Genomic DNA, 25,578 nt, shown 5'->3' on the forward strand with positions numbered 1-25,578 from the left:
TCAGGACCGGGCCCGGGAAGCTGTTTGGGTGTTCTGCGCACGCTCGGCGCCGTACGTCGTGATCCGGTCGAGCAGGATCCCGATCAGCACGATGGTTGTTCCTGCGGCGAGGCCACGCCCGACGTCCGTCAGCTGCCGGAACCCGGTGACGACATCGAAGCCGAGCGCGCCGGCACCGGCCACGGCGCCGATGACGACCATCGACAGGACGTAGAGCAGGCCCTGGTTCGCGGCGAGCAGCACGGAGCTGCGCGCCATCGGCAGCTGGACCCGCGTGATCATCTGCCAGGTCGACGAACCGGCTGCCTCGGCGGCCTCGATCGTGTTGGGCGAGACGGCCCGGACCCCGTCGGCGACCAGCTTGATCGCCACGGGCGCCGCGTAGACGACACCGGCCAGCATGGCGGTGAACCGGTTGGGACCGAAGAGGATCAGGATCGGCACGAGGTAGACGAAGGGCGGCAGGGTCTGGCCCATGTCGAGCAACGGCCGGAGCAGCACGTCGACCCGGTGGCTCCGTCCCATCCAGACACCGAACGCCACGGCCAGGGCGACGACGACGATGGTCGCGACGAGGCAGGCGGTCAGGGTCTCCATGGCGTGGTTCCACAGACCGAGGCCGAGGATCAGGCCGAGGCAGAGCACCGTGGCTGCGGCGGCCTTGCGACCCCCGACCAGGGCAGCGATCACCAGGATGGCGAGCGCGGTGACGTACCACGGCGAGTCGGCGATGACGCTCTGGATCGGGTTGAGCACGTGGCTGGTGAAGCCCCGCTGGAGGCCGGACGTGACACCGGACAGGTCGCTGCGCAGCCAGTCGCCAAACCTGTCGACGGCATCTCGAAGGGGGGTGCCGAGGTCGGGCCGCGACGGGAACTCGTTGGCCCAGACGTAATTGTGGGAGAGGTAGAGCGCCACCAGCGTGGCGATGCCACCGACGCCCAGCCCGACCCGTCGGAACGGACCCCCGGTCCTGCCCGAGCGGGCGGCGAGCTCGGCGCGGAAGCCGGCCGCGGTCATCGTCCGGTCGAGCATCACCGCCATGATCACGATCGCCATGCCGGCGACGAACGACGTGCCGAGCTGGCCGCGCTTGAGACCGTCGAGGACCGGCTGCCCGAGTCCCGGGCTGTCGATGTACGCCGCGATGGTGGCCATCGAGAGCGCCGCCATCATCGTCTGGTTGATGCCCGCGATGATGGTGCGCTTGGCCATCGGGAGCTCGACGTTCCACAGTCGCTGGGTCCGGCTGTGACCGAGGGAGTCGGTCGCCTCGAGCACCGTCGGTGAGACCGACCGGATGCCGTGCGCGGTGATCCGGATGACCGGCGGCGCCGCGTAGATGAGGGTCATCAGGATCGCCGCCGCCGGCCCGATGCCGAACAGGATGCTCATGGGCAGGAGGTAGACGAACGACGGCATCGTCTGCATGACGTCCAGCACGGGCGTGAGCAGGGCCGAGAACCATCTGCTGTGTGCCATCACCACGCCCAGGAGGATCCCGAACACGCAGGAGACGACGACGGCGAAGAAGGTGACCAGCAGGAGGTCGATCGCGTCCGCCCAGTACCCGAGCACCCCGAAGGCGAGGAAGCTCGGGACGACGAGGGCGACGGTGCGCCAGCCGGCGGCGACGTACGTCACCATCGCGGCGACGGCGATGATGCCCAACCAACCGAACTGCGGGAGCGGCCGCGGGAACTGCGCCACCGTGAACATGCCCTGGAGCCAGCTGAAGACCTCGTTGACGACGTCGGCAAGGGTGCCGGCGAAGTTGATCAGGGGATTGCTGCCGGACGCCGCCGACTTCTCGACCCAGTCGCTGCGGTCGCCGAGCCAGTCGAAGACCGGCGTCTGGGCGGATCCGTCGAGCACGAGCGTGTGGTGGTCCCTGAACAGTGCCCAGGCCAGCACCCACAGGACGACGACCGTCAGGAGCGAGAGGCTCCGCCAACGCTGCGCGACGCCCTCCAGCACGCCTTGCTCCTCAGCGACTGCAGGCGCCGGGGGCCGGGCAACAGCGGGTCGATCGAGCGTCGGTGTCGACATGGCGCTCAGACCCCCGTTCCCGCGGCGACCTCGGAAGCGGTCTCCTCCTCGGCGACCACGACCCGGAGGATCGCCTCGTCGTCGACGATGCCGATCAGGACGCCGTCCTCGACGACCCGCAGCGGGTGGGCGGAGGCGAGTGCGGCCCGGGCGGCCTTCCGCACGATCGTGTCGGGACTCATCGCCGGGCCCTCGAGCGAGTCCTCGGGGCGGGGCGGACGCATCACGTAACGGAGCGTCAGGACGTGGCCCTTCGGGATCTCGCTGACGAAGTCGCGGACGTAGTCATCAGCCGGGTGGGCGACGATCTCGGCGGCGGTTCCCATCTGGACCATCTCACCGTCGCGCATGATCAGGATCCGGTCGCCGAGCTTGATGGCTTCCTGGAGGTCGTGGGTGATGAAGACCATCGTCTTTCCGACCTCGTGGTGCAGCCGGACGATCTCGTCCTGCATGTCCCGGCGGATCAGTGGATCGAGCGCCGAGAAGGGCTCGTCGAAGAAGAGCACCTCGGGGTCGACGGCCAGCGCACGGGCCAGGCCGACGCGCTGCTGCATGCCGCCGGAGAGCTGGTCGGGGAAGGAGTTCTCGTAGCCGGACAGGCCGACCAGGTCCACCATCTCCTGGGCTCGCTGACGACGCGCGGCCTTCGGCTCGCCGCGGACCTCCAGGCCGTAGGCGATGTTGTCGATCACCTTGCGGTGCGGGAGCAGCCCGAAGTGCTGGAAGACCATGGCCATGTGCCGGCGGCGGAGCTCGCGCAGCTTGGCCTTTGGCACGGAGGTGATCTCCTCGCCGTTGATCTGCACGCTGCCTGCAGTCGGCTCGATCAGTCGGTTGAGCAGGCGCACCAGGGTCGACTTGCCCGATCCCGAAAGGCCCATGATCACGAAGACCTCGCCCGGCTGGACCTCGAACGAGACGTCGCGCACGGCGGCGACGCAACCGGTCTTGGCCTGCAGCTCCTTCCGGGTGAGCGCGGCATCATCGGTGCCGATCACCTTGCCGGCGCGGGCGCCGAAGATCTTCCAGAGGCCCTCGACCTTGAGGGCGGGCGGCCGGTCCGCTGCGACCTTCGGTGCGGACACGTCGACGATCTGCGTGGTCATGCCTGATCCCCTGCCTTCCCGGCGATCGCCGGCTCGACTGCAGGGGCGCCGGTCGACGCGGCGGTGTGCACCGGGTCGAGAGGGCTACCCGCGCGGTGGTTGTAGAACGGCGCGTCCGAGGGCGGCAGCGGCGTGATGCCGAGGATCAGGTCGGCGGCCTTCTCGGCCACCATCATCACCGGGGCGTAGATGTTCCCGTTGGTCACGTAGGGGAAGACGCTGGCGTCGCAGACGCGCAGGCCCTCGGTGCCGTGCACCTTCAGCGAGAGCGGGTCGGTGACCGCCATCTCGCCGGTGCCCATCGCGGCGGTGCACGACGGGTGCAACGCGGTCTCGGCGTCCTTCCGGACCCACTCGAGGATCTCCTCGTCGGTCTCGACCGAGGGGCCGGGCGAGATCTCTCCGTCGTTGTACGGCGCGAACGCCGGCTGGTTGAGGATGCCGCGGGCCACGCGGATCGCCTCCACCCACTCCTTGCGGTCGGTGGGCGTCGACAGGTAGTTGAACTGCATCGACGGGTGGACCTTCGGGTCCTTCGACCTGATCCGCACCCAACCGCGCGTGTCGGCGTACATCGGGCCGATGTGGACCTGGTAGCCGTGGCCCTCGATCGGGCTGCTGCCGTCGTACCGGATCGCGATCGGCAGGAAGTGGAACATCAGGTTGGGGTAGTCGACGTCCTCGTTGGAGCGGGCGAAGCCGCCGCCCTCGAAGTGGTTCGTCGCGCCGAGGCCCTTGCGCTGGAAGAGCCACTGGAAGGCGATTTTCGGGCGCTGGTGCCAGGCCAGACCGGGCGCGATCGAGACCGGCAGCTTGGAGGCGTACTGGATGTAGACCTCGAGGTGGTCCTGCAGGTTCTCGCCGACGCCGGGCAGGTGGTGGACGACGGGAATGTCCTGTGACTCGAGGAGGTCGCGGTCGCCGACGCCACTGAGCTGGAGCAGCTGCGGGGTGTTGATCGCGCCGCCGCACAGGATCACCTCGCGGGCGCGGACGGTGTGCTGGCGGGCGGCCCGGCCGATGCCGCGGGTGTACTCGACACCGGTGGCCCGCGGGACGTCGCCGGTGGTGTCGAAGAGGATCTTCGTGGCGAACGCGAAGGTCTGGACCTTGAGGTTCTTCCGGCTGCGCACGGAGTGGAGGTAGGCCCGGGCGGCCGACCAGCGGCGCCCGTTCCTCACGTTGCGGTCGAAGGGCGCGAAGCCCTCCTGGCGGTAGCCGTTGACGTCGTCGGTGAGCGGGTACCCAGCCTCCTGGGTGGCCTTGAAGAAGGCCGAGAAAAGGGGGTTCTCGCACTTGCCGCGCTCGAGGTGCAGCGGGCCGTCGCCACCGCGCCATTCGTCGGCGCCCGAGCTGCCGTCGGCGAGGTGCCGGCTCTCCATCCGCTTGAAGTAGGGCAGGCAGTGGGCGTAGTCCCACGTCTCCATCCCCGGGTCGGCGGCCCACCGCTCGTAGTCGAGCGGGTTGCCGCGCTGGAAGATCATGCCGTTGATCGAGCTCGACCCACCGAGCACCTTGCCGCGGGCGTGGTAGACCTTCCGCCCGCCGAGGTGCGGCTCCGGGTCGGTCTCGTACTTCCAGTCGTACAGCTTGCTCCCGATGGGGAAGGGCAGGGCCGCCGGCATGTGCACGAACGGGTCGATCTTGTAGTCGCTGTGGCCCGCCTCGAGCACGAGGACGCTGTTGCCCGGGTCGGCGCTCAGGCGGTTGGCCAGGGCGCTGCCGGCCGAACCGCCGCCGACGATCACGAAGTCGTAGTGCTTGTCCATCAGGGAACTCCTGCTCTCAGGCGCCGAACCAACGGCTGGGCTCGGGGGTGGTGTTGTGCCAGACGTGCTTCGTCTCTCGGTACTCGTCCAGTCCGGCCATGCCGAGCTCACGCCCGACGCCCGACTGCTTGAAGCCGCCCCACTCGGCCTGCGGCACGTAGGGGTGGTAGTCGTTGATCCAGACCGTGCCGACCCGCAGGCCGGCCGCGACGCGCCGGGCGCGCTCGAGGTCGGAGGTCCAGACCCCGCCGGCGAGGCCGAAGATCGTGTCGTTGGCCAGGGCCACCGCCTCCTCCTCGGTCCGGAAGGTCTCGACGGTGAGCACGGGTCCGAAGGACTCCTTCTGCACGACGCTCATGGCCGAGGAGCAGCGGTCCAGCACGGTCGGCGGGTAGTAGAAGCCGTCGTCGTACGCCGCTCCGCTGAGCCGCGCGCCCCCGCAGCGCAGGACGGCGCCCTCGGCGATGCCTGCTTCGACGTACGCCGCGACCTTGTCCAGGTGCGCCTGCGAGATGAGGGGCCCGGTCTCCGCCTTCTCGTCGAAGGGTCCGCCGAGGCGGATCGCGGCGGCCCGGTCGACGAGAGCGTCGACGAACTCGTCGTGGATCGTCTCCTCCACCAGCAGCCGGGCGCCCGACGAGCAGACCTGACCGGAGTGGAGGAAGACCGCCGTCAGGGCGTTGTCGAGGGCGGTCTCGAGGTCGGCGTCGGCGAAGACGACGTTGGCGTTCTTGCCGCCGAGCTCGAGGGCGACCTTCTTGACGGTCGCGGCTGCGTTGGCCATCAGGCGCCGCCCGGTCTCGAGGCCGCCGGTGAAGGAGAGCAGGTCGACGCGGGGGTCCTCCGAGAGGGGACCGCCGGCGGTGGGGCCGGCGCCGGTGACCAGGTTGGCCACGCCGACGGGCAGGCCCGCTTCCTGGAGCAGCTCGACGAGGCGGATCGCGGTGTGGGGCGTGAGCTCGCTCGGCTTGAGGACGAAGGTGTTGCCCGCGGCAAGTGCCGGGGCGACCTTCCACGCGGTCTGCAGGAGCGGGTAGTTCCACGGCGTGATCAGGGCGCAGACGCCGACCGGCTCGTGCACGATCACGGCCTGGACCCCGGGGCGGTCGGTCGCGACCGGACGGCTGTGGTCCTCGGCTGCGACGCGGGCGTAGTGGTCGAAGACGGCCACGACGTCGTCCACGTCGTACTCGCTCTCGACGAAGCGCTTGCCGGTGTCGAGCGACTCGGCCCGTGCCACGAGCGCCTCGTCGCGCTCGAGCAGGCGGGCCACCCGGGCCAGGAGCGCACCGCGCTCGGCGGCCGGCGTGCGGGGCCAGGAACCCTCGTCGAACGCCCGGCGTGCGGCGCCGATGGCGGCGTCCGTGTCGATCGCTCCGCCCTCGGCGACGGTCCCGACCACCGCGCCGTCGGCCGGGCAGAGGATCGTGCGCGACTCGCCGGAAAGCGCAGGCAACCAGCGCCCGTCGATGTGGATCCCGGTATGGCGGGTCATGCAATTCTCCGACTGTCAAGTTGCACAATGTGCAACGCGATGTGAACTGCACAACATCTTGCAGGGGCTCCGCCGAGCAGGTCAAGGGTTGTGAGAAGAAATTGTTGCAAGTGGTACATTCGCGAAATGACGAGCTCGAGCACCGCCCCGGCCAAGGACCCGCAGCGCCGGGCTGCCTGGGCGGAGCTGGCGACCGACTACGTCCACGACCACGGCCTGATCGGTCTGAGCCTGCGCCCGCTGGCCGCCGAGCTGGGCACCAGCAACCGGGTCCTGCTCTACCACTTCGGCACCAAGGACCAGCTGGTCGCCGACGTGCTCCGCACGTCCAACGAGCGGTCGGTCGCCGAGGTCGCGGCCCTCAAGCCGTCCACGGACATGCGCAGCGCCGTCCACGACCTCTGGTCGGTGATGGAGGGCGACCGGTGCAGCCGGATGTACGTCGAGGCGGCCGCGCTCGGGCTCTTCGGCAAGGAGCCGTACGCCTCGGCGGTCCGCGAAGCCAACGCCGTGTGGCTCGCCTGCCTCGTCGCGCACCTGGCCAAGTCCGGGGTGAGCCCGGCCGTGGTCGAAAGGGCAGCCCACGTCATCGACGCCGCCTTCATGGGGTTCCAGCTCAGCCTGGGCCTCGACGACGACTCCGCGGACCGCGCTCGATCCGTCAACGACCTTGCGGACGCCGTCGCGGCGCTGACCTGACCTGACCCCTGACCTGACTGGCCTGACTGGCCCCGGGCACCCCGACGCCGATGGCCAGGGGCCGGGATCAGCACTCGATGACGTTCACGGCGAGGCCGCCGCGCGAGGTCTCCTTGTACTTGTCCTTCATGTCGCGCCCGGTGTCGCGCATCGTCTTGATCGCCTTGTCGAGGGTGACCTTGTGGCTGCCGTTGCCGATCAGTCCGAGCCGGGCGGCGTTGATCGCCTTGATCGACGCGATCGCGTTGCGCTCGATGCAGGGGATCTGCACCAGCCCGCCGACCGGGTCGCAGGTGAGGCCCAGGTTGTGCTCGATACCGATCTCGGCGGCGTTCTCGACCTGGGGTGGCGTACCGCCCATGACCTCCGCCAGACCGCCCGAGGCCATCGAGCAGGCCGAACCGACCTCGCCCTGGCAGCCGACCTCGGCGCCGGAGATCGAGGCGTTCATCTTGAACAGGATCCCGATGGCGGCCGCCGTCAGCAGGAAGCGCACGATCCCGTCGTCGTCGGCGTCCGGCACGAACCGCACGTAGTAGTGCAGCACCGCCGGGATGATGCCCGCCGCACCGTTGGTCGGCGCGGTCACGATGCGACCGCCGGCGGCGTTCTCCTCGTTGACGGCCAGCGCGTAGAGGTTGACCCAGTCGATGACGTGGAGCGGGTCCACCTCGCTCTTGCCCGACAGCTCACGGAACAGCGCCGGCGCCCGGCGCGGAACCTTGAGCCCGCCGGGTAGCACGCCTTCGCGGTGGAACCCGCGCTCGATGCACTCGGCCATCACCGACCACAGGTGGAGCATGCCGTCGCGGATCTCCCGCTCCGAGCGCCAGGCCTGCTCGTTGGCGAGCATGACGTCGCTGATCGACATCTGCTCCCGCGCGCAGATCTCCAGGAGCTCACCGCCGGTGCTGAACGGGAACTTCACCTCGGTGTCGTCCAGGACGACCCGGTCGGCGCCGGTGGCGACCTCGTCGACGACGAAGCCTCCGCCGACGGAGTAGTAGGTGCGGAACTGGATCTGTACGTCGTCCTCGTCGAAGGCCGCGAAGGTCATGCCGTTGGGGTGGGCCGGCAGGCTCTTGCGCCGGTGCATGACGAGGTCGTTGTCGACGTCGAACCGCACCAGCGTCGTGCCGTTCAGCACGAGCTCGCCGGAGCCGCGGATCTCGTCGATCCGCAGGTCGGCGCGATCCGTGTCCGTCGTCGCGGGGTCCTCCCCCTCGAGGCCGAGCACGACCGCCTTCGGCGAGCCGTGGCCGTGGCCGGTGGCACCAAGGGACCCGAACAGCTCCGCACGGATCCGTCGTACGTCGCCGAGGCGACCCGCGTCCGCGAGGCCCTCGGCGAAGCGCCGGGCTGCCCGCATCGGCCCGACCGTGTGGGAGGACGACGGCCCGATGCCGATCGAGTAGAGGTCGAAGGCGGAGAGCGCCATCAGGCTCCTGCCTGTGCCGACGGGCCGGCCGGGGCGAATTCCTGCACGGCGTCGAGCAGCCAGGCCGCGACGTACTGGGCGAGCGACGCCCGGGGCAACACCCGGAACCGCGTCGCGTCGACCTTCCACAACAGCACGGGGACCCGGGCCAGCGTGGTGGTGATCGCAGTACCGTCGGCGAACGCACGCGGGTGCAGGTCGGTCGGACAGCCCTTCTCGAGCACGTCGCGGACGGCTGAACCGCTGAGCTCGAGCACCGTGCGGTTCGCGGACACGTCGACGACCTGGGCGCGACCGTCACCGACACCGGCCAGCAGCTCACCGACCAGGGTCTCCGGCGTCGTCGAGGAGACGACGAGCCACTCGTCCGGTCCGAGCCACAGCACGGTGTGGGCACCCTGGGCGCTCACCTCGCCGCACTGCTGCGGAAGGCCAGTGCCGAGCACGGCCTCGATCCCGCGAGCCGCCTCGGAGCCCGGCTCGACCCGGATGCTCACCATGGTGAGGAAGGGCTCTTCGCGCAGTGCCACCGAACGTTCGCCGGGAACGGCGCCATCGCGGAGCTCGGCAGCCATGTCCTGAAGCGGGCTGCGTCGCAGGCCCTGGAGTGTCGTGAGGTCAGCCATCGCGCTTGGTCCCTTCCGGGTCGTAGAGAACGGGCGAGGTCACTTCGACCTCGACCAGGCGGTCACCGACGGGCGCCAGCAACACTTCACCGATGCGCTCGCGGCCACCCTTGATCAGGGCGAGCGCGAACGGGCGCTCGAGCGCGACGCTGTCGTAGCTCGACGTGACGTGGCCGAGCATCGGCACCGGGGTCGGGCGCTCTGCGAGCGACGGTCCGGGCTCGATGACCTGGCTGCCCTCGGGCAACCGGGTCGTGCGGTCGACGGGCAGCAGCCCGACCAGGTGCTTGCGGTCGGGGCGCAGGTTGTCGACGCGGGTGTGGGACCTCTTGCCGACGAAGTCCTTGACCTTCGACACCACCCACTCCATGCCGGCGTCCTGCGGGGTGACGGTGCCGTCGGTGTCCTGCCCGACGATCGGGTAGCCCTTCTCGGCGCGCAGCACGTGCATCGTCTCGGTGCCGTACGGCGTGATGTCGAACTCCTCGCCCGCGGCGACGACGTCCTCCCACACCCGGCGGCCGTACCAGCCCGAGACGTTGATCTCGAAGGCCAGCTCACCGGAGAACGAGATCCGGCAGATCCGCGCCGGGATGCCCGACGCGAGCGTCGTCTCCTGGAAGGTCATGAACCCGAACGCGTCGTTGGAGACGTCCAGGCCCGGCGCCATCCTCGCGATGACCTCGCGCGACTTCGGCCCGACCACTGCCACCGTGGACCACTGCTCGGTGACCGAGGTGCAGAAGACGTCGAGCTCGGGCCATTCGGTCTGCAGCCACTCCTCGAGCCAGTCGAGGACGCCCGCGGCGCCACCGGTGGTGGTGTGCATGTAGTAGGTGTCCTCGGACAGGCGCAGGGTCACGCCGTCGTCGAACATCATGCCGTCGGCCTTGCACATCACGCCGTAGCGGGCGGAGCCGATGGCGAGCTTCTTGTAGGCGTTGGTGTAGATCCGGTTGAGGAACTCCCCCGCGTCCGCGCCCTTGATCTCGATCTTGCCGAGCGTCGAAGCGTCCATCATGCCGACAGAGGTGCGGATGGCGCCGCACTCACGAGCGACCGCCGCATCCAGGTCCTCCCCGTCCTGCGGGAAGTACCACGGCCGCAGCCACTGGCCGACGACCTCGAACTCGGCACCGGCCTTGACGTGCCAGTCGTGGATCGGCGTGATCCGCTTGGGGTCGAACAGCTCGCCGCGCTCGCGCCCGGCCAACGCCGCGAAGAGAACCGGCGTGTACGGCGCGCGGTGGTTGGAGAAGCCCACCTCGCCGACCTCGAGGCCCAGCGCCGCGGCGATGACGCCGCCCGCGTTGACCCCCGAGGTCTTGCCCTGGTCCTGGCCCGTGCCGATCGACGTGTAGCGCTTGACGTGCTCGACGCTGCGCATGCCCGCGCCGGTCGCCCGCCACACGTCGGCGACGGTCTGGTCGCGGTGGAGGTCGACGAAGTGCTCGTCCCACTCCCCCGGCTCTCCCTCGGCAGAGGGAATCAGCCACAGCTGCCGGGTCTCGCCGGCGGTCGACTGGCGACTCGTGCCAACCACCGACAGCGGCTCGACCGCGAAGCCCGCCGCCGTCGCCGCTTCGCTGCCAGCAAGGGCACCGTCGCGGAGGACCTCGGCGAGACCGACGGTGCCGCGGTTGGCGCCGACCACCCACTGGTCCTTGACCGCACCGTCGGGCACGAAGGCCGCGAGCGCGGCGTCCCAGCGGGTGGTGCCCTGGCGCTGGCTGTGCAGGTGCACGAGCGGGGTCCACCCACCCGAGACGGCCAGCACGTCGGCCTCCACGGTCTCCAGCGGTGTGACGGTGTCGTCGTCCGCGAGCCTCGCGACGTGCACGCGCGCCAGGAGCGCCGAGTCGCCGTCGCCCTCGGCCCGCTCGACCGTCGTGCTGTGCAGCACGCGCACACCCGACGCAGCGACCGCGGTGGCCCGCGGCGAGAAGCTGTTCCGGGCGTCCAGTACGGCGACCACCTCGAGCCCGGCCGCGAGGATGTCCTCGACCAGGTCGTAGGCACTGTCGTTGGTGGTGGCCACGACGAACCGGCGGCCCGGGGTCACGGCGTACCTGTTGAGGTAGGTGCGCACCGCGCCGGCGAGCATCACGCCGGGGACGTCGTTGCCCGCGAACACCAGCGGCCGCTCGTAGGCGCCGTTGGCCAGGATCACCTGGGAGGCACGGATGTGCCAGACGCGCTGGCGCGAGACACCGTGCGGCTGCGGGACGGAAGTCCCCCCGGCACGGTCCTCCACAGCGATCACGTAGTTGTCGTCGTAGGAGCCGAAGGCCGCCGTACGGGTGAGCACGGTGACCTCTTCCGCTGCGGCCAGCGTCGCCGCAGCCTCCGCGACCCAGTCGGTGGCGGGCTTGCCGTCGACCTGCTCGGTGCGGCTGGACAGCAGGGAGCCGCCGAGCTCGGCCTGCTCGTCGAGCAGGACCACCCGGGCGCCGGAGCGAGCGGCGGACAGGGCAGCGGTGAGGCCGGACGGGCCGGCGCCGATCACCAGCACGTCGGTGTGCACGAATTTCTTGTCGTACGCCGCCGTGTCGGGCTCGGGGTCCAGGACGCCCAGACCGGAAAGTGTCTTCGCCCGCAGCCCGTCGGTCAGGGAGCGGATGGTGGCGGTCACCGAGGGTTCGGAGTGCTCACCGAGGACCTGGATGAGCGCGTTCGGCTCCTCCCCGCCGGCGGCGAGGATGCCGCGCGGGCGGCCGCGGTAGATCGAGTCGCCGACCCGCACCCGGCCGTTGGCGATCAGCGCCGAGGCGACCGTGTCGCCGGGGTGCCCAGTGTGCTCGACACCGTCGACCGTGAACGTGAGGACGGTGCTGCGGTCGATGCGGCCACCGCTGGGGAGGCGATTCATCTGGGTGCTCACCGACTTCATCATGGGGTGCCTCCTGCGGCGGCGACGGAACCGAGCGCGAGGCTGATCTCGGGACGGGGCTCGTTGTTGGTGTAGACGGCGAGGACCTCATAGGTCCGGGTGTCGCGCACGACGTTGAACCAGCGGCGGCAGCCACCGCCGTGGACCCAGCGCTCGGCGAACGGGCCCTTCGGGTTGTCACGGAAGAACAGGTACTCGGCCCACTCCTCGTCGGTGAGCACGGCGGGGTCCTCGGGGTGGGCGACGTGCGCCTGCCCGCCGTACTTGTACTCGGTCTCGTCCCGCAGTCCGCACCACGGGCACTTGATCTGCAACATGACAGGTGCTCTCTTCGCTAGGTCTGGTCGCCGGGTCTGGTCGCCGGTTCTGGTCGTCGTGGGGTGGGGATCAGTGCGCGACGCCGGCGGCGCCGTGCTCGTCGATGAGGTGGCCGGTCGTGAAGCGCTCCAGGCCGAACGGCTTGTTGAGCTCGTGGGCCTCGCCGGTCGCCATCGTGTGCGCCATCGCCCAGCCAGCCGCGGGGGTGGCCTTGAAGCCGCCCGTGCCCCAGCCGGCGTTGACGTAGAGGTTCTCCACCGGGGTCGGGCCCATGATCGGCGAGGCGTCGGGGCAGACGTCGACGATGCCGGCCCAGGTGCGGAGCAGGTGGGCGCGCCCGAAGATCGGGAACAGCTCCAGCGCCGCCGCCATCTGGTGCTCGATCACGTGGAACGAGCCCCGCTGGCCGTAGCCGTTGTACTGGTCGACGCCCGCGCCCATGACCAGCTCACCCTTGTGCGCTTGGGAGACGTACACGTGGACGTAGTTGGACATGACGACGGTCGGGTGGACCGGCTCGTAGAGCTCGGAGACCAGCGCCTGCAACGGGTGCGACTGCACCGGGAGCCGGAAGCCCGCCAGGTCGGCCAGCACACTGCTGTGCCCCGCCGCGACCATGCCGACCGCGCCGGCGTTGATCCGTCCCCGGGTGGTCTCGACACCGACGACGCGGTTGCCGTCCTTGATGAACCCGGTGACCTCGCAGTTCTGGATGATGTCGACACCCATCGCGTCGCAGGCCCGGGCGAACGCCCACGCCACGTGGTCGTGCTTGGCGATGCCGGCCCGCGGCTGGAAGGTCGCACCCAGGACCGGGTAGCGCACGTCCTCGGAGATGTTGACGATCGGGCAGACCTTCTGCACCTCCTCGGGCGTCAGCCACTCGGCGTCGACACCGTTGAGACGGTTCGCCTCCACACGGCGCACCGAGTCACGGACGTCACCGAGCGAGTGCGCCAGGTTGAGCACGCCGCGCTGGCTGAACAGGAAGTCGTAGTCGAGCTCCTCGGGGAGCTCCTCCCACAGCTTCAACGCGTGCTCGTAGATCGCCGCGCTCTCGTCCCAGAGGTAGTTCGAGCGGATGATCGTGGTGTTGCGCGCCATGTTGCCGCCAGCGAGCCAGCCCTTCTCCACGATGGCGATGTTCGTCATGCCGTGGTTCTTGGCCAGGTAGTACGCCGTGGCGAGGCCGTGGCCGCCGCCACCGATGATGACCGCGTCGTACGACGACTTCGGGTCGGGATCGCGCCAGAGCCACTCGGGGTGCTCGCCGGGGAACGGGTTGGACATCAGTCCTCCCCCTCGATCAGGTGGCTGTCGAGGCCGGGGTAGAGCGGGAACTTGCCGGCCAGCGCCTCGACCCGGCTACGCAGCTCTGCCAGCTGGTCAGCGTCGCCGGAGCCCGTGAGGGCGGCGGCGATGATCTCCGCGACCTCGGCGAACGCGTCCGCGTCGAAACCCCGGGTGGCGAGGGCAGGCGTACCGATGCGCAGGCCCGAGGACACCATGGGCGGACGCGGGTCGAACGGAACGGCGTTGCGGTTCACGGTGATGCCGATGTGGTGCAGACGGTCCTCACCCTGCTGACCGTCGAGCTCGGAGTGACGCAGGTCCACGAGGACCAGGTGCACGTCCGTCCCGCCGGAGAGCACCGAGATCCCGGCCTCTGCCAGGTCGGGCTGCGAGAGCCGCTCGGCGATGAGGTGCGCGCCCTCGAGCGTCCGCTCCTGACGCTCCTTGAACGCCGGCTCGGCGGCCATCTTGAACGCCACCGCCTTGGCCGCGATCACGTGCTCGAGCGGGCCACCCTGCTGGCCAGGGAAGACCGCCGAGTTGATCTTCTTCGCCAGCTCCTGCTTGCTCAGGATGACGCCGCCACGGGGACCACCGAGGGTCTTGTGCGTGGTCGTCGTGACGATGTCCGCGTAGGGCACCGGGCTCGGGTGCAGGCCGGTCGCGACCAGGCCGGCGAAGTGCGCCATGTCCACCATCAGGTAGGCACCGACCAGGTCCGCGATACGGCGGAACTCCGCGAAGTCCAGCTGGCGCGGGTACGCCGACCAGCCGGCCACGATCAGCTTGGGCCTGTGCTCGACGGCGAGGCGCTCGACCTCGGCCATGTCGATGCGGAAGTCCTCCTTCGAGACCTGGTAGGCCACGACGTCGTAGAGCTTCCCGGAGAAGTTGAGCCGCATGCCGTGGGTCAGGTGACCTCCGTGTGCGAGGTCGAGACCGAGGATGGTGTCGCCCGGGTCGAGGAGGGCGAACATCGCTGCCGCGTTGGCCTGGGCACCCGAGTGCGGCTGCACGTTGGCGGCCTCGGCGCCGAAGAGCTCCTTGATGCGGTCGATGGCGAGCTGCTCGATGACGTCGACGTTCTCGCAGCCGCCGTAGTAGCGGCGGCCGGGGTAGCCCTCGGCGTACTTGTTGGTGAGGACCGAGCCCTGTGCCTCCATCACCGCGAGCGGTGCGAAGTTCTCCGAGGCGATCATCTCCAGGGTGCTCTGCTGGCGGACCAGCTCACGGTCGATCTGCTCGGCGACCTCGGGGTCGAAGTCGGCGAGGGTGCGGTCGAGGACGGAAGGCGAAGTCATGACATCTCTCATCGGTCAGGCCCGGACCATGCCGTGCGGGTCAATGACGAACTTCTGGGCGGCGCCCTTGTCGAACGCCGCGTAGCCCTGCGCCGCGTCGTCGAGGCTGATCGTGGTGGCGTTGACGGCCTTCGCGATGTGCGCCTTGTCGGCCAGGATCAGGTTCATCAGCTGGCGGTTGTACTGCTTCACGGGGCACTGGCCGGTGACGAGCGTGTGCGACTTCGCCCAGCCGAGGCCCAGGCGGACCCCGATCTGGCCGATCTTCGCGGCCTCGTCCACCGCACCCGGGTCGCCGGTCACGTAGAGGCCGGGGATGCCGAGGGAGGCGCCGGCGCGGGCGATGCCCATGACGTCGTTGAGGACCGTGGCCGGTGCCTCGGCGGCGCCAGCACCGTGGCCGCGCGCCTCGAAGCCGACAGCGTCGACGGCCGCGTCGACCTCGGGCTCGCCCAGGATGTCGGCCACGATGTCGGTCAGGGAGTCACCCTTGGAGAGGTCAGCGATGTCGCAGCCGAAGCTGGCGGCCTGCGCGAGACGGTCGGCGTTCATGTCGCCGACGATGACCCGCGAGGCACCCAGGAGCTGCGCGGAGTAGGCCGCGGCCAGGCCCACCGGGCCGGCGCCGGCGACGTACACGGTCGAGCCGGTGGTCACGCCGGCGGTGTAGGCGCCGTGGTAGCCCGTCGGGAAGATGTCCGAGAGCATCGTGAGGTCGAGGATCTTCTCCAGCGCGGCGTCCCGGTCGGGGAAGCGCAGCAGGTTGAAGTCGGCGAACGGGATCAGCACGTACTCGGCCTGACCGCCGGCCCAGCCGCCCATGTCGACGTAGCCGTAGGCCGCGCCCGCACGCGCCGGGTTCACGTTGAGGCAGATGCCCGTCTTGCCCTCGTTGCACATCCGGCAGCGTCCACAGGCGATGTTGAACGGCACCGAGCAGATGTCGCCGACCTTGTGGAAGAGGACGTCGTCACCGATCTCGACGATCTCGCCGGTGATCTCGTGACCGAGGGACTGGCCGACCGGAGCCGTCGTACGGCCGCGGACCATGTGCTGGTCGCTGCCGCAGATGTTGGTCGTGACCAGCTTGAGGATCACGGCGTGCGGCGCGGCCTGCTTGATGCCGAGCCCCTGGGCGACCTCGAGCGGGATCTCCAGCTTGGGGAACTCGGTGTTCTCGATCTCGACCTTGCCGGGTCCTGCGTAGACGACGACTCTGTTGTCAGCCATGGGGTGACTCCGTTCTTGCTTCGGGTGGGGCTTCGGGGTGGGGGCTTCGGGGGAAGGGACTGCGGGCGCGGTCAGGCTTCGAGGGCGAGATCGCTGAGCGGCTTCGAGCAGCAGGCGAGGATCTTCCCGGCGGTGATCTCGCGGGGGCGGATGCCGCCGTTGTGGTTCATCTCCACCTCGCCGGAGAGCTTGGGGAGCTTGCAGGTGCCGCACATGCCCTGGCTGCAGGACGACGCGAGGCGTACGCCCGCTGCCAGTGCCGCGTCCAGGACGAACTGGTCGGCGCGGCAGGTGACCGTCTTGCCGCTCTTGGTGAATTCGACGGAGTACGTCGCCACGCCGTCATCGCTCGCGGGCGGCGGCGAGACGGCGATCTCGTCGTACTCGACTCCCTCGGGCGGCGGCGTCGCGCCGGGCTGGGCCGGGTCGTCGAAGGTGAAGCTCTCCTCGTGGTAGTTGCCGAGGTCGTAGTCGAGCTCGCCCAGGATGCGGCGTACCGCCTCCATGTAGGGCACCGGACCGCAGTTGAAGGTGACCCGCTCGTGCAGGTCGGGGACGATCGTCTGCAGCATGGTGGGCGAGAGGCGACCGCGCATGCCGCCCCAGCGCTCCGAGGGATAGTCGTTCTCACAGACGTGCACGACCCGGAGGTTGGGCATCAGCGTCTCGATGGCCGCGAGCTCGTGGCGGAAGACGATGTCGCTCGGCGTCCGGGCGCTGTGGAGGAAGACCACGTCGGCGTGCGAACCGAGGTCGTACATGGTTCGGAGCATCGACATCAGCGGGGTGATGCCGCTGCCCGCGGAGAGGAAAACGTACCTCTCCGCCGGCTGCTTCGCGAGCGTGAAGGCACCGAGCGGGGCCAGCGCGGTGACCTTGCTGCCGGGCACGATGTTGTCGTGGATCCAGTTCGACACCGCGCCGCCCACGACCCGCTTGACCGTGATGGCGATGCGGTGGGGGCGGGTCGGCGGCGACGAGACGGTGTAGCACCGGTTCACCGGGTAGCCGTCGATGTCGAGCATCAGGGTCAGGAACTGCCCCGCGTCGAAGTCGAAGAGCTGGTCGCCCTCGGGCTCGAACACGAAGTTCTTGACGTCGTGGGTGACGTCGCTGACCGCGGTGCACACCAGCACGGCCTGGTCCTCCTCCGACCAGCAGGCAGGCGACTGCAGGGACGGCACGAGGCGCTGGGGTGCCTGGGTGGACGACATTTCTTGCTCCTCCGGAGATCCGTGGTGACTACTGGTTCGCGACCGCGTTGAGGTGGCCGAGCCTCTCGGCGTTCTCGCGGTGCGGCGTGAGGTAGTCGTGGAGCCGGCCGACGTACCAGTTGATGAAGGACTCGACGTCGTCCTCGACGAGGGCGTAGGGACCGGGCACGTAGGCCGGGTCCGTGACACCGCGCTGGGCCTTCTCGACCAGGATGCGGTCCTGGTCGTTGGTGGCCTTCCAGACGCCGGTCAGTCCCTCGATCGTGTAGTCCTCGCCCTCGACGGCATCCGGGTGCACGAGCCAGGTCGTGCGGACCAGGGACCGGTCCGGACCGAGCGGCAGGACGCTGAACACGATCGCGTGGTCGCCGAGCAGGTGGAACCAGGAGTTGGGCTGCATGTGGAGGGACAGGTCGCCGAACTTCGGGGTGGTGACGTCGCCGATGAGCTTGCGGCACACCTGGGCACCGTCGGGGCCGAAGGACGCCCCGTCGCCGTCCAGCGGGAGCCGCATGATCATGAAGCCGGTCGGGCGCGTGTCGAGCTCGTGGACGAGCTCCCGCGGGACCCCGTTGGTCTTGCAGACGCTGTCGAGGTTCGCAGTGGCGGCGAGGTAGCGCTCGTAGATCGGCTGCATCCGCGGCGTGACGTCGTCCTCGGAGTAGCGGAGGAACGGGAAGTACGAGGTGATCAGCTCCGGGTGCGACGCGTCGCAGTGGTGGCACTCACGGTTGTTCTCCATGACGAGCTTCCAGTTGCCCTCCTCGACGAGGTCGGTCTGGTGCGCGACCTTCGCGTCCTTGAGGCGGTACGACGCCAGGTACGGCTCGATCACGGCAGCCACCTCGTCGAAGTCTGCCGGCGGCTCGTCGGCCAGGCAGATGAAGACCAGGCCGGCGACGGTGCGCACGTGGACCTGCTTGAGGCCGAACTGTTGCTTGTCGAAGCTGGGTGACTGGCCCTCGGCGAAGATCAGGCTGCCGTCGGTGCGGTAGGTCCACTGGTGGTAGGGGCACACCAGGTTGCCGACCGAGCCACACGGGTCCTCGAGCAGGCGTGAGCCCCGGTGCCGGCACACGTTGCGCAGCGCGCGGACGCCCTCGTCGTCGTCGCGCACGACGATCAGCGACTGGGCACCGATCTCGACGGTGACGTAGTCTCCCGGCTCGGGGATCTCGGCCTCGGTGGTGACGAAGAGCCAGTGCTGGCCGAAGATCGCCGCCATGTCGAGGTCGTAGACCTCCTGGCTCGCGTAGAAGGGCGCCTCCAGGCTGTAGCCCACCTCACGGCGCTCGACCATGGCAGCGATCTCGGCGACGTTGGCCGCAGGGCCGGTCTTGAAACTCACAGGGAACCTCCGGATGAAGAAGAAAGGGGTTGGAAGAGGGACGTGGGCGGTCAGCCGCGGAGGCGGGTCATCGTCGGGTCGAACAGCGGCTCCGCCGTGACGACGGCCGGAATCCGCTTGTCGAAGTAGCCGATCTCGACCTCGGTGCCGACCTCGGCGACCTCGAGGGGCAGCCACGCGTAGGCGATGCCCTTCTCGATCGTGTAGCCGTACGCCGCGCTGGTGACGTAGCCGACCGGCTGGCCGCCGGCGAACACCGGCTCCTTGCCGAGCACGACGTCGACGGTGCTGTCGATGGTGAGGCAGGCGAGGGTCTTCGTCTGGTGCTCCTTGCGCTGGACCAGCGCGTCGCGGCCGATGAAGTCGCCCTTGTCGAGCTTGACCGCGAAGCCGAGCCCGGCCTCGTACGGGTCGTGCTCGTTGGTCATGTCGCCACCGAAGGAGCGGTAGCCCTTCTCCAGGCGAAGGCTGTTGAAGGCGCCACGGCCGGCGGCGATGATGCCGTGCTCCTGGCCGGCCTCCCAGAGGGTGTCCCACAGGCGCTGGCCGAGGTCGGCAGTCGTGTAGATCTCCCAGCCCAGCTCGCCGACGTACGACAGCCGCCAGGCGGTCACCGGAACGTTGCCGATGTTGAGCGACTTGGCGCGGAAGTACTTCAGTCCGTCGTTGCTCATGTCGGCGTCGGCGATCGCGGCCAGCACCTCGCGGGCCTTCGGGCCCCACAGGCCGATGCAGCACGTACCGGGCGTGATGTCGGTGACCTGGACGGTGCCGTCCTCCGGGAGGTGGCGCTCGAACCAGTCGATGTCGAGGGCCCCGTTGGCGCCGACCTGGTAGTGGTGCCTGCCCAGCCGGGCGACGGTGATGTCGCTGCGGATACCGCCGTCGACGTCGAGGAGGAGCGTGTAGACGACCGCGCCGACCGTCTTGTCGATGTCGTTGGTGCAGAGCTTCTGGAGGAACTCGACCACTCCGGGTCCGGTGACGTTGATCCGCTTGAGCGCGGTCATGTCGTACATCGCGACGCCCTCGCGGGTCGCCTTCGCCTCGGCGCCGACGATCGGGTCCCAGTACTTCGCGGCCCAGTCGTTGGGGGTGGGCACCTCGTAGCGCTCGAGCAGGCCGGCGTTGGCGCCGTACCAGTGCGGGCGCTCCCAGCCGTTGGCCGGCAGGAAGAACGCGTCGAGCTCGGTCTCGCGAGCGAAGAACGGCGAGAGGCGCACGTTGCGCGGTGAGTCCATCGGCTGCAGCGGGTGCAGGATGTCGTAGACCTCGCGGAAGTTCTGGCAGTCGCGCTCGAGGACGTAGTCCGGCACGACCTGGTAGTCCTCGAAGCGGTTGACGTCGCACTCGTGGATGTCGAAGCTCTCGCAGTGGCCGTTGGCCAGCCACTCGGCCACCGCGCGGCCGACTCCTGCGGAGTGGGTGACCCACACGGCCTCGGCCACCCAGAAGCCGGCCACCTTGCGGGACTCGCCGAGCAGCGGCATGCCGTCGGTGGTGAAGGAGAAGAGGCCGTTGATGCCCTCCTCGATCTTCGTGTCCGTCGTGGCGGGCAGCAGCACCTGCGTCTCGGCCCAGGCGGGCTCGAAGTCCTCCGGGGTGAAGTCGAGGACGGACGGCATCTTGCCGACCTGAACGGCCTCGTCGATCGAGCGGATCGCGGTGGCCTCGATCGGCATCGGCTCGTGGTGGTAGTAGCCGATGCTCAGGCCGTCGAAGTTGTCGCGGTAGTAGAGGCCGTGCTCCTGGTGGCGCAGGATCGGGCGGACGGCTTCCTCGGTCTGGCCCGCGACCTCCGGGATCGGGGTGGTCCAGGCCAGCTGGTGCGCCAGCGGGGTGAGCGGCAGGTCGAGACCGACCAGTGCCGCGACCTTGGGACCCCAGATGCCGGCACAGGAGACGACCACGTCGGCCGGGAGCTCACCGTGGTCGGTCACGACCCCGACCACCCGGTCGTCCTCGACGCGGATGTCGGTGACCTCGTGGCGGGCGAGGAACTTCACGCCACGGCTCTTCGCGCGCTCGATCTGCGCCTCGACGGCCCACAGCGCCTTGGCCAGGCCGTCGGTCGGGCACCACAGTCCACCGAGGACCAGGTCACGGTCGACGAGCGGGTGCAGCTCCACGCAGCGGTCGGCGTCGACGATCTCGGCCTCGACGCCCCAGGAGGTCAGCCACCCGAGCCGGCGGTGCAGCTCGGCGAGGCGCTCGGGCGTGGTCGCGACCTCGAGCCCGCCGACCTGCAGGAAGCAGGACTGACCTTCGTGCTCGAGCGAGACGAACTTCTCCACGGTGTAGGTGGCGAGCTCGGTGAGGACCTTCGACCCGCTGGCCTGGAACACCAGGCCGGGGGCGTGCGACGTCGAGCCACCGGTGGCGGGGAGATCGCCCTGGTCGACCACGACGATGTCGCTCCACCCCAACGCCGAGAGCTCGTCGGCGAGCGCCGCTCCCACGACTCCGGCTCCGATGATGATGGTTCGACGTCCGACCACGAGCTGGCCTCCTGTTGCGTATCTTGCATTGCATTGCGTTAGAAGGAACAATGCCGTGTGATGTAGACGACGTCAAGAGGGGTCGCAGGACGAATCCCGGGGAAGTTCCCGGGGCCGCTCAGAGAGGCCGCCGATGCCGGCGCCGCCGCCGATCCAGAAGGGCACGGGCGATGAACCAGCTCCACGCACAGCGGCCAGCGGCACCTCCACGGGTGGTCCTCGTGGACCACGACGACTCGTACACCTGGAACCTGGCGCACCTCATCGCCCTCGTGACCGGGCAGCTCCCCGAGGTGGTCCACCACCGCACCGGGACGGTCGACCACGCCCTGGCCTTCGACCACATCGTGCTGTCAGCAGGACCCGGTCACCCCGCGGCACGTGCAGACTTCGGCATCGGCCGCGACATCCTCCGGGCCGCCCGCGTGCCCGTGCTCGGCATCTGCCTCGGCATGCAGGGCCTGGCCACCACCTGGGGTGGACGCGTCGAGCGCAACCGACCTGCGCACGGCCGGGTCAGTGCCATCGACCACGATGCGACCGGCATTTTCGCCGGCCTGCCGCCCTCGTTCCCGGCGGTGCGCTACCACTCGCTGGCGGTCACGGAGCTCGGAGCGGACCTGCGCGCGACCGCTACCTGCGTCGACCCGGACGGGACCGTCGTCACCATGGGCATCAGCCACCGCGACCGCCAGCTCCACGGCGTCCAGTTCCACCCGGAGTCCGTCCTGAGCAGCTTCGGCGAACAGCTGATGAGGAACTTCCTCTCGATCGGGCCCGGGGGTGCACGGTGACGAGCACGACCTCCACGCGGACACCGACCGACCCCGGCCCCGCCGAGCTCTTCCCCGCGATCGCGGCCGAGCACGACCGCTGCTTCTGGCTGGACGGCAACGCCTCCCGGAGCTGGTCGGGCCGGCGCACCGTCATGGGCTGGCTGACCGAGGACGACCCGTCGCTGTCGTACTGCGCCTCCCGACGCGAGGTGACGCGCCATGTCTCGGGCACGTCCACGATCGTGGGCGACGACATCTTCGAGGTGCTCGAGTCGGAGATCGCCGACGATCCCGACGACGTCCTGTGGGTGGGCTACTTCGGCTACGCGAGCCGGCCCGACCTGCCTGCCAGCACCGACACCACCGGCAGCGCGATGCCGGACGCCGTGTGGATGCGGGCCCGCCACACCCACGTGGTCGTGCACGACGACGCCAGCGACCAGGACAGCGCAGGGCGAGCAGCAGCGCCCCCGAAGTCTCCCCCGCCGCCGGCCGAGTACCTCGCGGCCTTCGAGACCGTGAGCCAGCACCTCCACGCCGGCAACACCTACGAGGCGAACCTCACCCATCGCCTCCAGGTGGCGGCGACCATCGCGCCCATCGCCGCCTACCTCCGGCTGCGGCAGGTCAACCCGGCGCCGTACGCAGGATTCCTGCAGCACCGGGGCCAGTGGCTGCTGAGCTCCTCACCCGAGCGGTACGCGACGATCGGCGCCGACCGGATGATCGAGACCCGGCCCATCAAGGGCACGACACCACGTGGCGCCACGCCCGCACTGGACGCGGAGTCCCGGCGGCGCCTCGCCGAGGACCCGAAGTTCCGGGCCGAGAACCTGATGATCGTCGACCTGCTCCGCAACGACATCGGCTCGGTCAGCAAGAGGGGTACCGTCGAGGTACCGGAGTTGATGCACGTGGAGTCCTACCCGTCGGTCCATCAGCTGGTGTCCGCCGTAAGGGGCGAGCTGCGCGACGACGTCAGCTCCGTGGCTGCCCTGCGAGCCCTGTTTCCACCCGGCTCGATGACCGGGGCACCCAAACGCCGGACGATGGAGGTGATCGAGGAGGCAGAGACCAGTGCGCGTGGCGTGTACGCGGGAGCCTTCGGCTGGATCGATCCGTCCGGGCCCGCCGACCTGGCCGTGGTGATCCGGAGCCTCACGACGACCGGCGACGGCACCTGGACCCTCGGGACGGGCGGCGGGATCACCGTGGACTCGGAACCGGGCGAGGAGTACGCCGAAGCCAACTGGAAGGCCGCCCGCCTGATCGCGGCGCTGCAGGCCACCGACCTTCCCTGTTAAATCCTTGTTGCTCTCTGTGCAAAGTGTTGCACATCACAGAACAGCGTGCTTTCATCGTCCTGTCCGGGCGGGGGTCAACCAGGAACAACTCGAGAGGCCCCGAATCCATGTTCAAGCTGCGAAATGGAGGAGGCACCGACAACGGTGCCTCGACGCAAATGGCAGAGAAACCGACACTCCCACCAGCACCCGACGACGGGTCTCCGGCAAGCGCGGCAGGCTCGCACCCGGCACTGGACCAGTGCCTCGGCGAGGGCATCGAAGCCCACCAGGGCGGCCTCGACAAGGTGGTCTTCGGCGTGACCGCCGCGATCGCCGTCGGCTTCCTGGTCTGGGGCTTCGTGAGCACCGAGTCCATGGCCAGGCTCTCCGGCGACTCACTGTCGTGGATCATGACCAACACGGGCTGGTTGTTCGTGACCACGTCATCGACCTTCGTCGGCTTCGTGCTCTGGCTCGCCCTCGGCAAGTTCGGGAACATCCCCCTGGGCCGCGACGACGAGGCGCCCGAGTTCCGCACCGTCTCCTGGATCGCAATGATGTTCAGCGCGGGCATGGGCATCGGCCTGATGTTCTACGGCGTCAGCGAGCCGATCAGCCACTTCGTGACCCCTCCCCCGGGCACCGGTGAAGCCGGCAACCCGGAGGCCATCCAGAACGCGATGGCGACCACGCTGTTCCACTGGACAGTGCACCCGTGGGCGATCTACGCGGTGGTCGGCCTCGCGATTGCGTACGGCGTGTTCCGCAAGGGCCGCAGCTTCCTGATCAGCTCGGCGTTCGCACCGCTGCTCGGCCGGCACGCGAGCGGCCCCGGCGGCAAGGTCATCGACATGCTCGCGATCTTCGCGACCCTGTTCGGGTCCGCTGCATCACTGGGCCTCGGCGCACTCCAGATCCGCAGCGGCTTCGAGATCGTCGGCGGCATCGGCAAGACCGGGAACGCGCTCCTCGTCGCCATCATCGCGGTCCTCACGGCGGCCTTCGTCCTGTCCGCGGTCTCGGGCGTCTCGAAGGGGATCCAGTGGCTCTCCAACATCAACATGGTGCTCGCCGTCGGCCTCGCGCTCTTCGTGTTCGTGGTCGGCCCGACCGTCTTCATCCTCAACCTGATCCCGACGCAGATCGGCACCTACTTCCAGAGCGTGGCGATGATGTCGTCGCGCACCTCGGCTGAAGGTCCGGACACCGCCGCATGGCTGGCGGGATGGACCGTCTTCTACTGGGCCTGGTGGCTCTCCTGGACGCCGTTCGTGGGCATGTTCATCGCTCGCATCTCGCGCGGTCGCACCATCCGCCAGTTCGTCACCGGCGTCCTGCTGGTGCCGAGCCTGGTCAGCATGGTCTGGTTCGCCATCTTCGGCGGCGCAGCGATCGACCTGCAGCAGAAGGGCACCGACATCGCCGGCGCCGGTGGCGTCGAGACGCAGCTGTTCACCACCCTGGACGCCTTCCCGCTCAGCACCATCGCGAGCGTCGTCGTCATGATCCTGGTCGCGATCTTCTTCGTGTCCGGCGCTGATGCCGCCTCGATCGTGATGGGCACCCTGTCCGAGCGGGGCACGATCTCGCCGAGCAGGCCGACCGTGATCTTCTGGGGCGTCGCGACTGGTGCCGTGGCCGCCGTCATGCTCCTGGTCGGTGGGGCGGACGCGCTGAGCGGCCTCCAGACCATCACCATCATCGCGGCGCTACCTTTCGTCCTGGTGATGATCGCGCTGTGCGTGTCCCTGGTGAAGGACCTGCGCAACGACCCGATGATCGTGCGGGCCAAGGTTGCGTCCAAGGCCATGGAGCAGGCCGTCGTCCACGGCGTCTCCTCGCACGGCGACAACTTCGTGATCCGGGTCAGCAAGGACCCGACGGTCGAGTCGGAGGTGATCGCCGACGCGGCGCTCGCCGCCGAGACCGCCCTGTCACAGAACGGCAAGCCGTCATCGAACGGCGTGGTCCACGCCGTCGAGACACCGACTGCTGGCGTGACGAAGCCCTGACGACGCGAGATCCCCAGGCAGCCGGGCTGCCTGGGGATCTTTGCCTCGCGGAAGCGATGTGTCCGGGCGCTTGCTGGCATGTGAGCATTCATGCGCCGACCAGCCCGGATGCTGGGCACAGCGGTGACGCAAGGCCCGTACTTCTTGTCGGCATGTGACCCGACGTGGCGACTCCTGCTGCGGTTTTCGGTGCCTGAACGCAACGCGGCTCGAATCTCAGTCCTTGC

18 protein-coding genes are annotated in these 25,578 nt (G+C 69.3%); 4 read left to right on the top strand and 14 right to left on the bottom strand.

What is annotated here, in order from left to right:
- The 4 genes from ASD84_RS04165 to ASD84_RS04180 form a co-directional block, all read right to left on the bottom strand.
- On the bottom strand, positions 1-1,977 hold the full coding sequence (locus tag ASD84_RS04165) for an ABC transporter permease (protein ID WP_056706928.1): 1,977 nt from the start codon (positions 1,975-1,977) through the stop codon (positions 1-3).
- 77 nt (positions 1,978-2,054) lie between these two features.
- Complete coding sequence (locus tag ASD84_RS04170) at positions 2,055-3,158, bottom strand: quaternary amine ABC transporter ATP-binding protein (protein WP_056706930.1); 1,104 nt, start codon at positions 3,156-3,158, stop codon at positions 2,055-2,057.
- On the bottom strand, positions 3,155-4,927 hold the full coding sequence (betA, locus tag ASD84_RS04175) for a choline dehydrogenase (RefSeq protein ID WP_056706932.1): 1,773 nt from the start codon (positions 4,925-4,927) through the stop codon (positions 3,155-3,157). Before betA ends, ASD84_RS04170 begins: the two co-directional genes overlap by 4 nt.
- Positions 4,928-4,943: 16 nt before the next feature.
- Positions 4,944-6,422 (bottom strand): aldehyde dehydrogenase family protein, encoded by a 1,479-nt coding sequence (locus ASD84_RS04180; protein WP_056706934.1) that lies wholly within the window; start codon positions 6,420-6,422, stop codon positions 4,944-4,946.
- A gap of 126 nt (positions 6,423-6,548) precedes the next feature.
- Between ASD84_RS04180 and ASD84_RS04185 the strand changes: the two genes are divergently transcribed.
- Entirely contained in the window at positions 6,549-7,121 is a 573-nt protein-coding gene (locus ASD84_RS04185) for a TetR/AcrR family transcriptional regulator (RefSeq protein ID WP_056706936.1), read from the top strand.
- Between the two features lie 67 nt (positions 7,122-7,188).
- Here the strand turns inward: ASD84_RS04185 and ASD84_RS04190 are convergent, their stop codons facing one another.
- The 10 genes from ASD84_RS04190 to ASD84_RS04235 all read right to left on the bottom strand — a co-directional run bounded on the left by ASD84_RS04190 (position 7,189) and on the right by ASD84_RS04235 (position 21,277).
- Positions 7,189-8,559 (bottom strand): L-serine ammonia-lyase, encoded by a 1,371-nt coding sequence (locus tag ASD84_RS04190; RefSeq protein ID WP_056706939.1) that lies wholly within the window; start codon positions 8,557-8,559, stop codon positions 7,189-7,191.
- Positions 8,559-9,185 (bottom strand): sarcosine oxidase subunit gamma, encoded by a 627-nt coding sequence (locus tag ASD84_RS04195; protein ID WP_056706941.1) that lies wholly within the window; start codon positions 9,183-9,185, stop codon positions 8,559-8,561. Before ASD84_RS04195 ends, ASD84_RS04190 begins: the two co-directional genes overlap by 1 nt.
- On the bottom strand, positions 9,178-12,078 hold the full coding sequence (locus tag ASD84_RS04200) for a 2Fe-2S iron-sulfur cluster-binding protein (protein ID WP_235530963.1): 2,901 nt from the start codon (positions 12,076-12,078) through the stop codon (positions 9,178-9,180). Before ASD84_RS04200 ends, ASD84_RS04195 begins: the two co-directional genes overlap by 8 nt.
- A complete protein-coding gene (locus tag ASD84_RS04205; protein ID WP_056706943.1) occupies positions 12,075-12,392 on the bottom strand; it encodes a sarcosine oxidase subunit delta in 318 nt (105 codons plus the stop codon). Before ASD84_RS04205 ends, ASD84_RS04200 begins: the two co-directional genes overlap by 4 nt.
- Before the next feature lie 70 nt (positions 12,393-12,462).
- Complete coding sequence (locus ASD84_RS04210; RefSeq protein WP_056706945.1) at positions 12,463-13,683, bottom strand: sarcosine oxidase subunit beta family protein; 1,221 nt, start codon at positions 13,681-13,683, stop codon at positions 12,463-12,465.
- The gene (glyA, locus tag ASD84_RS04215) at positions 13,683-14,987 is read right to left on the bottom strand and encodes a serine hydroxymethyltransferase (RefSeq protein WP_056706947.1); all 1,305 of its coding nucleotides are present in this window, start codon (positions 14,985-14,987) and stop codon (positions 13,683-13,685) included. The genes ASD84_RS04210 and glyA overlap by 1 nt, the downstream gene beginning before the upstream one ends.
- Before the next feature lie 15 nt (positions 14,988-15,002).
- Positions 15,003-16,217 carry a formaldehyde dehydrogenase, glutathione-independent gene (fdhA, locus tag ASD84_RS04220; RefSeq protein ID WP_056706949.1) on the bottom strand — a complete coding sequence of 405 codons (1,215 nt, stop codon included), beginning with the start codon at positions 16,215-16,217 and terminating at the stop codon, positions 15,003-15,005.
- A gap of 71 nt (positions 16,218-16,288) precedes the next feature.
- A complete protein-coding gene (locus ASD84_RS04225; protein WP_082573146.1) occupies positions 16,289-17,431 on the bottom strand; it encodes a hybrid-cluster NAD(P)-dependent oxidoreductase in 1,143 nt (380 codons plus the stop codon).
- A 28-nt stretch (positions 17,432-17,459) separates the two neighbouring features.
- The gene (locus ASD84_RS04230; RefSeq protein WP_235530964.1) at positions 17,460-18,779 is read right to left on the bottom strand and encodes an aromatic ring-hydroxylating oxygenase subunit alpha; all 1,320 of its coding nucleotides are present in this window, start codon (positions 18,777-18,779) and stop codon (positions 17,460-17,462) included.
- A gap of 50 nt (positions 18,780-18,829) precedes the next feature.
- A complete protein-coding gene (locus tag ASD84_RS04235) occupies positions 18,830-21,277 on the bottom strand; it encodes a GcvT family protein (RefSeq protein ID WP_056706951.1) in 2,448 nt (815 codons plus the stop codon).
- Positions 21,278-21,447: 170 nt separating this feature from the next.
- Between ASD84_RS04235 and ASD84_RS04240 the strand changes: the two genes are divergently transcribed.
- The 3 genes from ASD84_RS04240 (at position 21,448) to ASD84_RS04250 (ending at position 25,351) form a co-directional block, all read left to right on the top strand.
- The gene (locus ASD84_RS04240; RefSeq protein WP_056706953.1) at positions 21,448-22,071 is read left to right on the top strand and encodes an anthranilate synthase component II; all 624 of its coding nucleotides are present in this window, start codon (positions 21,448-21,450) and stop codon (positions 22,069-22,071) included.
- On the top strand, positions 22,068-23,357 hold the full coding sequence (locus ASD84_RS04245) for an anthranilate synthase component I family protein (RefSeq protein ID WP_056706956.1): 1,290 nt from the start codon (positions 22,068-22,070) through the stop codon (positions 23,355-23,357). Before ASD84_RS04240 ends, ASD84_RS04245 begins: the two co-directional genes overlap by 4 nt.
- Positions 23,358-23,515: 158 nt before the next feature.
- A complete protein-coding gene (locus ASD84_RS04250) occupies positions 23,516-25,351 on the top strand; it encodes a BCCT family transporter (RefSeq protein ID WP_082573147.1) in 1,836 nt (611 codons plus the stop codon).
- Positions 25,352-25,578: the final 227 nt, after the last annotated feature.

This window comes from Nocardioides sp. Root682 (genome assembly GCF_001427795.1).
Classification (GTDB): domain Bacteria; phylum Actinomycetota; class Actinomycetes; order Propionibacteriales; family Nocardioidaceae; genus Nocardioides.

Coding starts and splice junctions, on each gene's coding strand:
- ASD84_RS04170 (WP_056706930.1), bottom strand. CDS start 3,158: ATGACCACGCAGATCGTCGACGTGTCCGCACCGAAGGTCGCAGCGGAC.
- betA (WP_056706932.1), bottom strand. CDS start 4,927: ATGGACAAGCACTACGACTTCGTGATCGTCGGCGGCGGTTCGGCCGGC.
- ASD84_RS04180 (WP_056706934.1), bottom strand. CDS start 6,422: ATGACCCGCCATACCGGGATCCACATCGACGGGCGCTGGTTGCCTGCG.
- ASD84_RS04185 (WP_056706936.1), top strand. CDS start 6,549: ATGACGAGCTCGAGCACCGCCCCGGCCAAGGACCCGCAGCGCCGGGCT.
- ASD84_RS04190 (WP_056706939.1), bottom strand. CDS start 8,559: ATGGCGCTCTCCGCCTTCGACCTCTACTCGATCGGCATCGGGCCGTCG.
- ASD84_RS04195 (WP_056706941.1), bottom strand. CDS start 9,185: ATGGCTGACCTCACGACACTCCAGGGCCTGCGACGCAGCCCGCTTCAG.
- ASD84_RS04200 (WP_235530963.1), bottom strand. CDS start 12,078: ATGATGAAGTCGGTGAGCACCCAGATGAATCGCCTCCCCAGCGGTGGC.
- ASD84_RS04205 (WP_056706943.1), bottom strand. CDS start 12,392: ATGTTGCAGATCAAGTGCCCGTGGTGCGGACTGCGGGACGAGACCGAG.
- ASD84_RS04210 (WP_056706945.1), bottom strand. CDS start 13,683: ATGTCCAACCCGTTCCCCGGCGAGCACCCCGAGTGGCTCTGGCGCGAT.
- glyA (WP_056706947.1), bottom strand. CDS start 14,987: ATGACTTCGCCTTCCGTCCTCGACCGCACCCTCGCCGACTTCGACCCC.
- fdhA (WP_056706949.1), bottom strand. CDS start 16,217: ATGGCTGACAACAGAGTCGTCGTCTACGCAGGACCCGGCAAGGTCGAG.
- ASD84_RS04225 (WP_082573146.1), bottom strand. CDS start 17,431: ATGTCGTCCACCCAGGCACCCCAGCGCCTCGTGCCGTCCCTGCAGTCG.
- ASD84_RS04240 (WP_056706953.1), top strand. CDS start 21,448: ATGAACCAGCTCCACGCACAGCGGCCAGCGGCACCTCCACGGGTGGTC.
- ASD84_RS04250 (WP_082573147.1), top strand. CDS start 23,516: ATGGCAGAGAAACCGACACTCCCACCAGCACCCGACGACGGGTCTCCG.